The sequence below is a fragment of the Streptomyces sp. NBC_00448 genome (assembly GCF_036014115.1).
Lineage (GTDB): Bacteria > Actinomycetota > Actinomycetes > Streptomycetales > Streptomycetaceae > Actinacidiphila.
In genome coordinates this window covers 6,648,273-6,662,147 of the sequence record NZ_CP107913.1, presented here as the reverse complement: position 1 = coordinate 6,662,147, position 13,875 = coordinate 6,648,273, and the positions used below count along the sequence as shown (strand labels likewise).

Genomic DNA, 13,875 nt, shown 5'->3' with positions numbered 1-13,875 from the left:
CTACGCGTCCCGCGCGCGCAGCACCGCCGTCCCGGCGAGCAGCGCCGCGCCCGCCCAGCACGCGAGCACCCCGAGTCCGGCCCACGGCCCGATCGGCTGGGTGTGCAGCACGGACGGCACCGTGGTCTGCACCGCGAGCCCCGCGCTGGACGGCCCGATCTGCTGGAGGTGGCGCTGCAAGTGCGGGTCCGCCACCAGCGCGGCCGTGATCGGGAAGAGGTAGAGCAGCGCGAGCACGGCGCCGATCGACGTGCCCGGGTCGCGTACGACGGCGGCCGTACCGAGCGCGAGCAGCGCGACCAGCACCAGGCACAGGGCCGAGCCGAACCCCGCGCGCAGCACCGAGCCGTCGGTCGCCGACAGCGCGGGCCGAGCGGACGCGGGCAGCAGCAGCCGCCCGGCCAGCAGCGACCCGCCGACCGACAGCAGCGCCGCGGGCAGCACCATCGAGGCGAGCACCGCCGCCTTCGCGGCCAGTACGGTGCCCCGGCGCGGCATCGCGGCGAACGTGCTGCTCAGCATCCCCGTGGAGTGCTCGCCCGCGATCATCGCCGCACCGAGCACCGCGGCCACCGCCTCGCCGAGTTGCACCCCGGTCAGACTGACCTTCGCCGCGTCCGTGCCGGGGTGGTACGACACGGTCGCCGCGGCCACCGCGCCCAGCACGACGGTCAGCACGACGAGCGCGCCGAGCAGCGGCCGGGTGCCCGGGAGCGTCCACACCTTCGTCCACTCGGCGCGCACCGCGTCCCGCAGGGGTTCGAAGCGGGGCGCGGGGGCGCGGGGTTCGGGTGCGCGGAAGGCGGGCGGCCCGCCGGGGCGTTCAGGCGCGCGGGATGCCTCGGGTGTCGCGGACGGCACGGATTCTCCTGCCGGCGCGGGGAGTTCGGGCCCGCCGGGTGCGGTTCTCATGTGTCCCTCCCGCGCAGCAGCGCGTACGCGACGGCGAGCACGACCGCGGTCCAGCCGCACAGCACGGCCAGCCCCGCCCAGGGCGGCAGCGGGTAGTAACCGTCGGACGGCGCGTAGACGTTGGCGACCTGGTGGTAGCGGAGTGTCGTCTGCTGGATGGCGAACGCGGCCGCCGGCGTCACCCGCAGCACCCAGTCCGCGGCGGCGTCCGGGAGGGCGGTCATCGCGAGGATGTAGGGGAGCACCACACCGGCGACGACGGCGGTGACCGCGCCGGTCGCGCGGCGCAGGATCGTGCCGGCGCCCAGCGCGAGGACCGCGGCCAGCGCGACCAGCAGGGCGGTGCCGACCACCACCCGTGTCTCGGTGCCGAAGCTCGCCGGGAGGATGAAGACCTCGTGGGAGCGCAGCCGGTGGAGGGTGAGCACGAGCGTCAGCACGGACGCGGCGAGCCCGACCGCGAAGGCCGCCGCGCCGACCACCACCGCCTTGGCGGCGAGCACCTGGCCGCGGCGCGGCTGCGCCGCGAGGGTGGTGCGGATCAGGCCGCGCCGGTACTCGGCGGTGACGAACGACGAGCCGACCACCACCACGACGAGCAGCCCCGCGAACGTGCCGCCCAGCCCGCGTTCGATGCTCCGCGCCCCGAAGACCTGGCCGCCCACGGCGGGCGCGATGTCGCCGGAGCCGCTGACGGAGAAGGTCTCGCCGTTCGCGGTGGTGCGGTGGGTGGCGGCGGACAGGGAGGTGGAGAGCGGGTCGCCGCCGACCTCGGTGGTCTGCCAGCCGTGCGCCGCCCGCGCGGTGGAGCTGCCGCCGGAGCCGCTCCCACCGGTGCCGGTGCCGGTCCCGCCGCCGCTCCCACCGGTGCCCGTGCCGGTGCCGCCGCCGCTCAGCGTGACGCGGTCGAACGCGGCCGTGGCGCGGGTCGGTGCGCTCGTCGCGCTGCTGCCGAGCGCGTGCCGGTCCACCTCCATGTGCGCCGAGGAGGTGACGAAGAGGCCGACTCGGGCGGTCGCGGGCAGGTCGGGCAGGGTCGCGGTGCCGACCGTCGTCCAGTGGGTACCGTCGGGCGAGGTCGCGCCGGTCAGCGTGCTGCCCGCGCGGGTCAGGCGCAGCCAGCGGGGGGCAGCGGAGGAGGGCGCGGCGACCTCGGGGCCCGCCGTGTCGTGGGTGAAGTCGCTCTGCATGCGCACCCCGTGGCCGCCGGTCACCATGACCGCCGCGTAGGTGCTGCCCGGCGCGGTGCCCGACTTGACCATCAGGCCGGCCTTGGCCCACGCCTCCAGGTCGGGGGTCCCGGTCCCGTCCGGGGTGGGCGCCGCGATCCGCCCGGTCATCGAGGTGATCCGGGCGGTCAGGGTGCCGTCGGTGCCCAACGGCCGCTGGACGAAGGTGAAGTCGTCGACGACGGCCACCCCGCCCGGCCCCTTCGGCGGCCCGCACACCTTCATGCCCGGGCAGCCGCCGGACCGGGTCGCGTCGGCCGAGGCGTAGCCGATGCCCACGACCACGACGAGCGCGGCCACGAGGGCGAGCACCCAGCCCCGTACGGTGCGCAGCTTCGTCCACTCGGCGCGGACGGTCAGCAGGAAGCCGTTCACGCCTGCTCCCCCTCGCCCGCGCCGCGCACGTCCTGACCGCCGCGCACGTCCTGACCGCCGCGCACGTCCCGGCCACCGCGTGCATCCCGTGCGCCGCCCCGGTCCTGGCCGCCGCCCGGGTGCGTTCCGCTGAACTCGACCTCGTCCCTGGTCAACCGCATGTACGCTTCCTCCAACGTGGCCCGGTGCGCGGTGACTTCGGCGAACGGGACGGCGCCGCGGGTGAGATGGGCGACGACCTCCTCCGCCGGCAGCCCGGAGACGTGCAGCGCGCCCGTACCGGCCGGGACGGCGCTGCCGCCCGCCGCGGTGAGGACCTCGGCGGCCCGGTCCGGCCGCGGCGTGCGCAACGTGACGTGACCGCCGGCCGAGGCGGCGGCGAGGAGGTCGGCCACCGACGTGTCCGCGACGACCCGGCCGCGGCCGACCACCACCACATGGCTCGCGGTGTCCTGGAGTTCGCTCATCAGGTGGGTCGAGATCAGCACCGCCCGGCCCTGATCGGCCAGCGTGTGCAGCAGGCCGCGCAGCCACACGATGCCCTCGGGGTCCATGCCGTTGAACGGCTCGTCCATCATCAGCACCCCGGGGTCGCCGAGCAGCGCCGCCGCGATGCCCAGCCGCTGCCGCATGCCGAGCGAGAAGCCGCCCGCGCGGCGGCCCGCGACCGCGGTGAGGCCGACCTGCCGGATCACCTCGTCCACCCGGCGCGCGCCGATGCCCTGCGAGCGGGCCAGCCACATCAGGTGGTCGCGGGCCCGGCGGCCCGGCTGGAGCGCGGCGGCGTCCAGCAGCGCGCCGACGTGCGTCATCGGCCGGCGCAGCGCGCGGTACGGCCGGCCGCCGATCAGGGCGGTGCCCTCGTCGGCGGTGTCCAGGCCGAGCACCACCCGCATCGTGGTCGACTTGCCGGCGCCGTTCGGCCCGACGAAGCCTGTGACCCGGCCCGGTTCGACGCTGAACTCCATTCCGTCCAGGGCCGCGGTCGCCCCGTATCGCTTGCGCAGGGCCCTGACGGCCACTCCCATCTCGCCCATGGCGACGTGTCTCCCTCCGTGCGCGCGGCCGCCACCGCCGTCCGGCGGCGTACCCGCGCTGTCGGCACCGGTTGTACGGCGCGGGCGGTGTCGGCGCGGTGACGGCCGCCGTCACCGCGCTGTCACCGGGCCGCTGGCATCGTGGACGCATGAGAGTGCTGGTGGTCGAGGACTTCGAGGTGCTGGCGACGGCGCTGGCGACCGGGCTGCGCCGCGAGGGCATGGCGGTGGACGTGGCCCTGGACGGCACGCAGGCGCTGGAACGGCTCGCCGTGACCCGTTACGACGTGGTCGTCCTGGACCGCGACCTGCCCGGGGTGCACGGGGACGAGATCTGCCGGGGGCTGGCGGAGGGGCCGGCGCAGAGCCGGGTGCTGATGCTCACTGCGGCGGCGGCCGTCAGCGACCGGGTGGACGGGCTCGCGCTGGGCGCCGACGACTACCTCCCCAAGCCGTTCGACTTCGCCGAACTGGTCGCCCGGGTACGGGCGTTGGGTCGTCGCTCGACGCCCGCGCTGCCGCCGGTGCTGGCCGGCGGCGGGGTGCTGCTCGACCCGAACCGCCGCACCGCCTTCCGCGCCGGGCGCCGGCTCGACCTGAGCCCCAAGGAGTTCGCCGTGCTGGAGTGCCTGCTCGGCGCCCGCGGCGCCGCCGTCTCCGCGGAGGAGCTGCTCGACCGGGTCTGGGACGAGGCGGTCGACCCCTTCACCACCACCGTGAAGACCACCGTCCGGCGGCTGCGGTTGAAGCTCGGCGACCCGCCGGTGATCGCGACCGTCCGCGAGGGCGGCTACCGGATCGAGGAGTCGTGAGCGCCGCGCCGACGGCCGCGCCGGGCGGCCGGCCACGGCGGGTGACCCGGCTGCTGCCGCGGCCCCGCACCCTCCGGATGCGGCTCGCCGTGCTCTACGGCGCCCTCTTCCTCGCCTCCGGGGTGCTGCTGCTCGCCATTCCGAACCTGTTCGTGGGATCGTCCTCGGCCGTCAAGGCGCCGGGCCCGGACGTGCCGCCGTTTCCGGACGGCTCCAGGCCCGTGCTCCCGATCCTGGGCGGCGGCCGGGCCTCGCTCGCCGAGACGCAGCGCGGGCGGGACATGGACCGGTACGTCACCGGGTCGGTGATCGCGCTGGTGGCGCTGGTGGCCCTGTCGGTGGGGCTGGGCTGGCTGCTGTCGGGGTGGCTGCTGCGGCCGCTGCGCACGATCACCGCGACCGCCGGGGAGATGTCGGCGGCCAGCCTCGGGCGGCGGCTCGCCATCCGCAGCTCGGGGGACGAGTTCACGCAGCTCGGCCGGACCCTGGACGACCTCTTCGCCCGGCTGGAGGCGTCCTTCACCGCGCAGCGGCACTTCGTCGCGAACGCCTCGCACGAGTTGCGCACGCCGCTCGCCGCCGAACGCACCCTGCTCCAGGTCGCGTTGGCCGATCCGGACGCCGACGCGGCGACGCTGCGGGCCGCGTGCGAGCAGGCCCTGCTGCTCGGCGCGCAGCAGGCCCGCCTGATGGAGGCGCTGTTCACGCTGGCCACCGGGGAGCGCGGGGTGCGGCGGCGGGAGGACTTCGACCTCGCCGAGGTCGCGGCGGGGGTGCTGGCCCGCCGGGGCGACGAGGCGGCCGGCCTGCGCATCCGGGTCGAGGCCGCCCTCGATGAGGCCCCGGTCTCCGGTGACCGCGGCCTCGTCGAGATCCTGCTGGACAACCTCGTGGACAACGCGCTGCGCCACAACCACCCCGGCGGCGACCTCCGGGTCCGCACCGCCGTCTCCCCCGGCCACCGCGCCCACCTCGAAGTCGCCAACTCGGGCCCGGTGGTCCCCGAGGCCGACCTCGATCGCCTCTTCGAGCCCTTCCAGCGGCTGGGCACGCCCCGCACCCGCGCCCGGACCGACGACGCCCACCACGGCCACGGCCTGGGCCTGGCCATCGTCCGCGCCGCCACCACCGCGCACGCCGCCGCCCTCACGGCCACGCCGCACCCCGCCGGCGGCCTCACCGTGCGCGTCGACTTCCCACCCGGGGACGCGAACGGCCCGGGTGGCTCGGGTGACGCGGGCAACGTGGGCGGCCCGGCCGGCAAGGACGCGCCGACGGGATCACCCTGACCGGCAGCCACCGGGGGCGGTACGGGTACGGGCCGGGGTCCGTACCCGGGCTCAGGCGCCGGGCTTCTGCTTGGCCACCCGCCGGCGCAGGGCCGGACCGATCCGGACCAGGGCCCGCCGTTCGATGCCGTTGATCCGCTTCTCGACCGCGGCGACCCGCTTGCGCAGCGCCGCGGCCTCCTTCTCCGCGGTGACGTGCCGCTTCTCCGCGGCGGCGACCCGCTTCCGCAACTCCCGGTTCTTCTTGGCGAGGTCGTTCGCGCGCCGCTCCGCGGAGGCGTGGTCCGTGGCGATCTGCTCGCGCAGCCGGGCGAACCGGTAGCGCAGCGCCCCGTCGTCGGTGCCGTCCCAGAGGCTGACGGACGGCGGGAGTTCGGTGCCGGCCAGGCGGGCGTCGAAGGCCGCGCCCGCGTCGCCGTGGGAGTAGGTGTTCGCCAGGTCGTTGCGGTCGAGGAAGTCGGTGTACCGGGTGAAGCGCTCCTTGTGGCCGTTGAGCAGCCCGCTGAAGTCGGCCTGTTCGTACAGCTCGGCGGGGTCGGTGTCCGCGGGGACGTCGGTGAGCATCCGGTGCGGCAGGTCGAAGTAGCGGCACAGTTCGAGCGTGCGCGAGTCGTGCGTGAGCACCACCGCGGGGGTGCCGGCCAGCAGCGCGGCGATGTTGCCGTGGATGCGGGTGCCGTACGCGAAGTCGTGGCCCGCCAGTTCGTCGAGCCAGGTCCGGGGGTCCAGCGGGACGCGGACCTTGTCCGCCCGGAACAGCTCGTGGGTGAGCTGGAGCGGGAAGGAGCTGTGCCGGCCGGCCTCGGCCGAGGTGTCGCCCCAGAAGAGCAGTTCGGCGTCGACCAGGTTCTGCGCGTAGTACGTCAGGGCCGGGAAGCGCTCGTAGGCGTACCGGGCGAGGCCGCCGATGTCGCCGACCGGGATCGCGTCCGGCGACAGGTTGATCGCGATCCGCGCGTCCGGACCGATCGTGCCGGGGTCGGAGGGCACCGGGAAGACGTCGCCGTGCAGGAACATCGACGGGCAGCCGATGATGTCGACCTGGTCGAAGCCGAGGCCGCGCAGGTACGAGGCGGTGAGCTCGCCGCGCACCCCGATCGAGGCGGAGCGGTCGAGGACGGCCCGCACGAAGCGCCGCACCGACTCCTCCATCGGCCCGAGCGTCCCGAGGTCGTAGTCCGCGCCGACCTGGGCGCCGACCCCGACCACCACCACGGGGATGGTCAACTGCTCGATCAGCGCGGACAGCCGGTCCAGCGAGGCGCGGAAGCTCGGCCGGAAGGCGTTGGCCAGCGGCACCACGAAGACGTCGTACTCGTCGTTGATCCGCGCGGCCCGCTGCTCCGACGCGTCGGTCCTGATGCCGTTCGAGACCACCTCGGTGTCCGGGGTCAGCAGCATCCGGTGCACCGCGTCGCTGAACAGCAGATTGCCGGAGTTCGTGCCGAAAAGGTCCTGGTGCAGGAACTCGGCGTGCGTGGCGGCGTGGAACGGGCTCTTCCCGGACCGGATGAGTATGCGCTTCACGTGCCACCCCTCGCTCTTTCGGACAGGGGACAGCTCTCACCTGGCGCGACGCACGTCCGGGGCCGACCTCCGAGCGGGGACGATACCCCACGGCACTTTGAATTCCTATACGAAATCATGGGGAAGTACAGGGGAACTCATGGCGCCTCACAGGGAAATCCTTGGTGCGGCAAAGATCGACCCATTGACTGTGCATTACTTGTGCCTCGTCTGTGCGCCCCGGCCGCACGCACCCCCGGGCAAAGGGTGCCCGGGGGCGGGCCGGGGACGGGGATGGGCTTGGATGGAGGGGAGGCGCAGCACGAAGAGAGAAGAGAAGGGCGGGTCGCGGGATGGCGGTTACGGCGCTGGTGGTGCAGAACACTCCGACCGGTGGGCCGGGGCGGTGGGAGCGCTGGCTGGACGAGGGCGGGCTGACGCTCGACGTGGTGCGCGGCTACGCGGGGGAGGAACTGCCCGAGCGGCTGCGCCCGCGCCACCAGGCACTGGTGGTGCTCGGCGGCGGCTACCTGCCGGACGACGACGCGCGGGCGCCGTGGCTGGCCCGGACCCGTGAACTGGCGCGCGAGGCTGTGGAGTTCGGGCTGCCGGTGTTCGGGATCTGCCTGGGCGGGCAGTTGCTCGCGCAGGTCGCGGGCGGCGCGGTGCGCGGGGAGCACGGCCAACCGGAGTTCGGCAGCACGCAGTTGACGCTGCGCCAGGAGGCCGCGGACGACCCGCTGTTCGCCGGGCTGCCGGCGCGGCCGCACGCGATCGAGAACCACGTGGACGCGATCACCGCGCTCCCGCCGGGCGCGACCTGGCTCGCCTCCACCGACGGTTGCCCGTACCAGGCGTTCCGGCTGGGCGAGCGCGCGTGGGGCGTGCAGTTCCACCCCGAGGCGGAGGCGGAGCGGATCAGCGGGTGGGACACCGACCGGCTGGCCCGGCACGGCGCCGACCGCGACACCCTGCACCGCGCCGCCCTCGCAGCGGACGCGGAGTCCGCGGCGGTCTGGCGCGAGGTGGCGCTGCGCTTCGCCGGGCAGGCGGTGGCCGCGGCGACGTGACGCGGCGCGAAGCGGCGGGCGCCCGGACGTACGCGCGGACGTACGCGCACGTGCACGCGTCCGGGCCCGCCGCGGGCTACCAGCGGGCCTGCTCCGCCAGCGAGCGGGCGAGCGGCGCCACGGACTTCGCCGGCAGCGCGATGTGCCCGGCGTCGTCGTCGACCACGTCCACCATCAGCAGGATGTTCCCCGACGTCGCCGGCAGCGTCACCACCGCGACGTTGCCGGACGGGGTGAGCACCGGCGTGCCGGGCTTCGCCGCCAGGCACTTGGCGTAGTACGCCTCCAACTGAGAGCTCGGCAGGTGCGCCCGGGACGCGATCAGCGGAAGCGTCATGGACAGCGCCGGGTCCTTGCCGCTCGCCGGGTCGTCGGTCCGGGTGGCGACCGTGGTCAGATCCGTCTCCTGCGCGCCGATCGTGTAGTTGCAGTAGACGACCACGCCGTGCGTCTTGGCCACCGGCGCCGCCGGGTCGGCGCCCTTCTCGGTGTCCGCGCTCACCGCGTCCTTGTCCCGCATGAGCGCCGCGTGCCCGGTCAGCCCGGCGCTCCTGGCGGCCTTGTCCATCCGGTACGGCACCGGGCACGTCGTGGTCTTCCCGGCCGCCACCTCGTCCCCGAGCTTCACCAGCCCGGACGGGTCCAGCTTCTTCCCCGCGCCCGACGACCCGCCGCCGCACCCGGCCGACGCGACCGCCACGGTTCCCAGGACGACCGCCGAGGCCGCCATCCGGCCGATCCGGCTCCTCATCGCCGTCACTCCCCCCACTCCCCCCACTCGGCACGATCCGGGGACCGTACCACCCGAGGAGACCTCGGCCGCCGCGGCTCAGCCCTTCAACGAGCCGTTGAGCATGCCGCGTTCGAAGAGCCGCTGGAGTCCGAGGTAGACCAGCACGCTCGGGATCATCAGCATCAGCGACGCCGCCATCCGCACCCCCTCGCCCTGCTCCTGGCTGGAGGACAGGCTCGTGACGACCAGGGTCATGGTGTACATGTGCGGGGTGGAGGCGACCAGCAGCGGCAGCAGGTACTGGTCCCAGATCATCAGGAAGCCGAACACCGCGCAGGTGCCCAGCGCGGGCCGGCACAGCGGCAGGATGATCTGGAAGAAGATCCGCAGGTCCCGGGCGCCGTCGACGCGGGCGGCCTCCTCCAGTTCGGCGGGGATGGTCTTCATGAACCCGGTGAGCACGTAGATCGGCAGCGCCCAGCCGACCACCGGAAGGATCAGCCCCGAGTACGAGTCGAGCAGGTCGCTGCCGCCCAGCGGGTCGGGGACCTTGCCGAGCACCAGGTAGAGCGGGATCGCGATGACCTCCTCGGGCATCATCATGGTGGCGAGGATCGCCAGCAGCACCACGGCCTGGCCGCGGAACTTCTTGCGGGCCAGCGCATACGCCGCGAAGGCGCTCACCGTGACCTGGAGGAAGAGCCCGACGCCGGTGACGATCACCGAGTTGAGCAGCCCCCGGCCGACCCCGAACCGGAAGGCGGTGCGGATGTTGGCGAGGGTGAAGTGCCCGGGGAAGAGCGACATCTGGCCGGTCTTGAGGGTGGTGCCGCTGAAGACGGTGGCGACCATCGTCCACAGCGGCATCACGAAGACGAAGAGCACCGCGGCGTAGAGCACGACACGGACCGCGGTGCGGGTCCACGCCTTGGTGGGCATCCGCAGGCCCAGCGCGGTGGTGGGGGCGCTCATGCTGCTCATGCCTCCTTGCGCCTGCGCCACCACAAGGTGAGGCAGGTCAGCAGGACGGTGACCAGGAACAGCACGGTGGACACGGCCGAGGCCATCCCCAACTGGTTGTTCTGGATGCCCTGTTTGTAGGTGTAGGTGACGATGGTCTCGGTGGAGCCGGCCGGGCCGCCGCCGGTCAGGACGTAGATCTCGGTGAAGACCCGCAGCCCCCGGATGATGCCGAGGGTGAGCACGATGGTGGTCACCGGGCGCAGCGACGGCAGCGTGACGTGCCGCAGCCGGTGCCACGCGCCGGCCCCGTCGATCGCCGCGGCCTCGTACAACTGCCGGTCGATGCCGGCCAGTCCGGCGACGAAGATGACCATGTCGTACGGGGCGCTCTTCCACACCTGGATCAGCATCACCGAGGCGAGCGAGGAGTGCGGCGAGGACAGGAACGGCTCCGGGCCCAGGCCGAGATGGCCGAGCAGGGAGTTGAGGGTGCCGTAGCCGCCGGGGTAGAGGATGGTGTTCCACAGTTCGGCGACGGCCACCATCGCGGTGACCACCGGCAGGAACGCGGCGGTGCGCAGGATGCGCAGATGCCGGGCCGGGCCTTCGAGCAGCAGCGCGAGCCCGAAGCCGAGCAGTGCCGAGGCGGCCACCGTGACCAGCGCGTCCACGACGGTGTGCTCGACCGCCGAGCGCAGCGCCGCGTCGTGGAAGGCGGTGCTGAAGTTGTCCCAGCCGACCCACCTGTTGCCCAGGTAGGGACGCACCTCGAAGAAGCTGAGGTACATCCCCCACAGCGTCGGCCAGAACTTGAAGACGCCGAAGAGGACCAGTACGGGCGCCAGGAAGAGCCAGGGGGTGGCCACCCGCGGCCACCTGGGCAGGGCGCGCGGCGCGGAGGGGGTGCGGTTGCCGGCCGGGAACCGGGGGCGGCCGCTGCGCGGGCTGCCTCCGGGCCGGTCCTTGGTCAGGGCCATGTGTCGTCTGCCGTCTTCTTCTGCCGTCGTCTGCTACGGGCATCGGTGCTGCGGGCGTCCGCTGCTTCGGGGTACCGGCGGGCGGGCACCGGCTACTTCTTGAGCAGCGACCGGTACTGGGAGTCGAGCGAGGCCAGCGTCTTGCCGGGGTCGCCGCAACCGGACAGCATCTTGTTGAGGCTCTCCGAGGCGTCGCTGCGGTAGGTCTCCCAGCCGGGGGCGCTCACCGGCTCGTAGGTGGAGCTCTTCGCGTAGACCTGCTGGGCGACCTGCCAGCGCGGGTCGCCCGCGTGCACGGTCGCCGGATCGACGGTGGTGTTGATCGGCAGCCGCACGATGGTGGACGTGGGCACGCCGGTCATCCCGGTCTTCTGCGCCTCGGGCGAGACCATGTACGAGGCGAGCGCGTCGAAGTCGGCGGCGCGCTTGGAGCCGGCCATCGCGTAGACGGTGGTGCCCTCGGCGAGGCTGCCGGTGCCCTTGGGCCCGGCCGGCGGGGCGACCACGTCGTACTTCCCCTTGACGGCGGTGGCGTCCATGGTCGCGTAGGCGTAGGGGCCGGTGAGGTACATGCCGGCCACGCCGGTCTGGAACGCCTTGTTGGTGTCGGTGGTCAGGTTGTTGAGCGCGCCGGGCTGGACCACCTTGTCGGTGCAGTACAGCTTCTCCAGGAACTGCGCGGCCTGCACCGCCTGCGGCGAGTCGATGACCGAGCGGAAGCCGCCGCTGCCGGTGGGCTCCAGGAAGTTGCCGCCGGCCTGGTAGAGGAAGTTCGACCAGAACCAGGAGAGGTAGCCGCGCTGGGTGGAGCCGGGCACGGCCAGGCCGTAGGTGTCGTTCTTGCCGTTGCCGTCGGGGTCCTGGGTGGTGAACGCCTCGGCGACCTTCTCCAGGTCGGCCCAGGTCTTCGGCGGCTGCATGCCGACCTTCTTCAGCCAGTCGCTGCGCACCAGCAGGACGTTGGCCTGCGCGGAGAACGGCACGCCGTAGGTCTTGCCCTGGTCGTCCGCCACGGACTTCCACGCGGCGCCGCTCACCTGGGACGCGCCGCTGATCTTCGCCTGGTCGACCTCGGTGATGATGCCCTGGCTCTTGAACGCGCCGAGTTGGGAGCCGTCGTCTATCACCACGTCGGGCAGCTTGTGGGCGGCGGCGGCCGCGTTGAGCTTGGTCTCGAAGTCGGTGTTGGTCATGAAGAGCTGGACCTTCACGCCGGTCTTCCTGGTGTAGCCGTCGAAGACCATCTGGTAGGCCTTCTGCGAGTCGCCCGCGCCGCGCACCCAGACCTTCAACGGGCCCGACGCCGAGCCGCCGCCGGACCCCCCGCCGCACGCGGTGAGCGCGGTGGAGGCGGTGACGAGGGTGATCGCGAGGGCCGCCATCGGAAGGGCTCGTCGCCGGCGGGTGCTGCCTGTGGTGCTGGTACGGGGCGCGCTCATCGTCCACTCCGTTCATGTACTGGAATCATGTCCACATCCAGGAATAGCCGGGACCCTAGGGCGAGGCGGCGGCGCGGTCAAGGGTTCCGACACGTTTGCGCAGCCCTCTTGACGCGGACGGACAGTCACCCTAGCTTCACCAGACGTCGCAATGGTTCAGTATTGCGACTCAGATTCATGCACATGAACTCGATCACGCCGGCACGCCATCGATCCGGGAGGCACCCCACATGCCCGACCGACCCCTGCTCACCACCGCGTTGGCCGCGCTCGCCGCTACCGGCGGGCTCGTCGCGGCGGGCGGCACCGCGTCCGCGACCGCGGCCGACGCCGCCCGCCCCGCCGCCTCGTCCCACGCCGTTTTCCACGCCGCGACGGTCTCCGTGTCCACCTCCGACCAGCTCGTGGCGGCCCTCGCCGCGGCGGCGCCGGGTGACACCATCCAGCTCGCCGACGGCTCGTACACCGGCAAGTTCGTCGCCACCACGGCGGGCACCTCGTCGAAGCCGATCACCCTGGTCGGCAGCGCCAAAGCGGTCCTGCACAGCTCGGAGTACACCGGCCCGTCCGCGGTCGCCACGAACGCGCGGGCGGCGTCCCCCACCGCCGCCCGCGCCGCATCCGCCGCCACCCCGGCCTCGTCCTGCCCGACCGGCGGCACCGGCTACGGCCTGTACCTCGACGGCGCCGCCTACTGGCACCTCACCGGCTTCACCGTCGACACCGCGAGCAAGGGCATCGTCATGGACGCCGCCCCGCACGTGACCATCGACGGCGTCGAGGTGCGCAACATCGGCGACGAGGGCGTCCACTTCCGCAAGGGCAGCTCCGACGGCGTGATCGAGAACTCCTACGTCCACGACACCGGCCAGAACCAGCCCGGCTACGGCGAGGGCGTCTACATCGGCTCGGCGAAGAGCAACTGGGCCTGCTACGCGGGCTCCAGCGGCGTGGACGCCTCCGACGACGTGCAGGTGCTGAAGAACCGGATCGGCCCGAACGTCGCAGCCGAGGGCCTGGACATCAAGGAGGGCACCAAGAACGGCGTGGTCAGCGGCAACACCTTCGACGGCGCCGGCGAGCAGAACGAGAACTCCGCCGACTCCACCATCGACGCCAAGGGGGACGGCTACCGGATCGACGGCAACAAGGTCTCCGACCCCTACCTCGACGGCTTCCAGACCCACACCGCGCAGTCGCCCTACGGCTGCGGCAACACCTTCTCGGACAACACCTTCTCCCTCACCGCCTCCGACGGCTACGGCATCAACGTCACCAACAACAAGAAGTGCGACGACGACGACCAGAACGTCGTCTACGACTCCAACACCTCCAGCGGCGGCAAGGGCCTGACCGACATCACGGTCACCCCGAGCAGCTGACCCCCTCTCCTCCTCCCGGCGAGGACCCGTCCGCCGGGAGGAGGAGCACGCACCCACGGGCGCCCGGCGGAAGCCGCCGGGCGCAGCTCCGGGAGCGAGACCGCGCGGGCGGCCACCCGCGTGCCGCGAGGTCCGGCACCGCGGGTGAACC

General features: G+C 73.3%; 12 protein-coding genes. 4 read left to right on the top strand and 8 right to left on the bottom strand.

Going from position 1 to position 13,875, the window contains the following annotated elements; genetic code table 11:
- From OG370_RS28705 to OG370_RS28695, 3 genes are read right to left on the bottom strand one after another with little or no spacing between them, the layout of a single operon-like run.
- Positions 1–912 carry an ABC transporter permease gene (locus OG370_RS28705; protein ID WP_328469250.1) on the bottom strand — a complete coding sequence of 304 codons (912 nt, stop codon included), beginning with the start codon at positions 910–912 and terminating at the stop codon, positions 1–3.
- Positions 909–2,516: an ABC transporter permease subunit gene (locus OG370_RS28700; RefSeq protein ID WP_328469248.1), complete on the bottom strand. Its 1,608-nt coding sequence runs from the start codon at positions 2,514–2,516 to the stop codon at positions 909–911. The genes OG370_RS28705 and OG370_RS28700 overlap by 4 nt, the downstream gene beginning before the upstream one ends.
- Positions 2,513–3,553, bottom strand: coding sequence for an ATP-binding cassette domain-containing protein (locus OG370_RS28695; RefSeq protein WP_328469246.1), 1,041 nt, complete (start codon positions 3,551–3,553; stop codon positions 2,513–2,515). Before OG370_RS28695 ends, OG370_RS28700 begins: the two co-directional genes overlap by 4 nt.
- Positions 3,554–3,702: 149 nt before the next feature.
- Between OG370_RS28695 and OG370_RS28690 the strand changes: the two genes are divergently transcribed.
- Positions 3,703–4,365 (top strand): response regulator transcription factor, encoded by a 663-nt coding sequence (locus OG370_RS28690; protein WP_328469244.1) that lies wholly within the window; start codon positions 3,703–3,705, stop codon positions 4,363–4,365.
- Complete coding sequence (locus tag OG370_RS28685) at positions 4,362–5,654, top strand: sensor histidine kinase (protein WP_328469242.1); 1,293 nt, start codon at positions 4,362–4,364, stop codon at positions 5,652–5,654. The genes OG370_RS28690 and OG370_RS28685 overlap by 4 nt, the downstream gene beginning before the upstream one ends.
- A 51-nt stretch (positions 5,655–5,705) precedes the next feature.
- Here OG370_RS28685 and OG370_RS28680 read toward each other — a convergent pair whose 3' ends face one another.
- On the bottom strand, positions 5,706–7,181 hold the full coding sequence (locus tag OG370_RS28680) for a polysaccharide pyruvyl transferase family protein (protein ID WP_328469240.1): 1,476 nt from the start codon (positions 7,179–7,181) through the stop codon (positions 5,706–5,708).
- A gap of 332 nt (positions 7,182–7,513) precedes the next feature.
- Here OG370_RS28680 and OG370_RS28675 point away from each other — a divergent pair, with 332 nt between their 5' ends.
- Complete coding sequence (locus OG370_RS28675; protein WP_328469238.1) at positions 7,514–8,230, top strand: type 1 glutamine amidotransferase; 717 nt, start codon at positions 7,514–7,516, stop codon at positions 8,228–8,230.
- Between the two features lie 76 nt (positions 8,231–8,306).
- Here the strand turns inward: OG370_RS28675 and OG370_RS28670 are convergent, their stop codons facing one another.
- The 4 genes from OG370_RS28670 to OG370_RS28655 all read right to left on the bottom strand — a co-directional run bounded on the left by OG370_RS28670 (position 8,307) and on the right by OG370_RS28655 (position 12,342).
- Positions 8,307–8,990, bottom strand: a complete 684-nt coding sequence (locus tag OG370_RS28670; RefSeq protein ID WP_328469236.1) for a hypothetical protein — start codon at positions 8,988–8,990, stop codon at positions 8,307–8,309.
- Between the two features lie 69 nt (positions 8,991–9,059).
- A complete protein-coding gene (locus tag OG370_RS28665; protein WP_328469234.1) occupies positions 9,060–9,944 on the bottom strand; it encodes a carbohydrate ABC transporter permease in 885 nt (294 codons plus the stop codon).
- The gene (locus OG370_RS28660) at positions 9,941–10,903 is read right to left on the bottom strand and encodes a carbohydrate ABC transporter permease (protein ID WP_328469232.1); all 963 of its coding nucleotides are present in this window, start codon (positions 10,901–10,903) and stop codon (positions 9,941–9,943) included. The genes OG370_RS28665 and OG370_RS28660 overlap by 4 nt, the downstream gene beginning before the upstream one ends.
- Before the next feature lie 92 nt (positions 10,904–10,995).
- Positions 10,996–12,342, bottom strand: a complete 1,347-nt coding sequence (locus OG370_RS28655; protein WP_328469230.1) for an ABC transporter substrate-binding protein — start codon at positions 12,340–12,342, stop codon at positions 10,996–10,998.
- Between the two features lie 230 nt (positions 12,343–12,572).
- On the opposite strand from OG370_RS28655, the gene OG370_RS28650 reads away from it, so the two are divergent.
- Positions 12,573–13,724, top strand: a complete 1,152-nt coding sequence (locus OG370_RS28650) for a right-handed parallel beta-helix repeat-containing protein (RefSeq protein ID WP_328469228.1) — start codon at positions 12,573–12,575, stop codon at positions 13,722–13,724.
- Positions 13,725–13,875 lie beyond the last annotated feature (151 nt).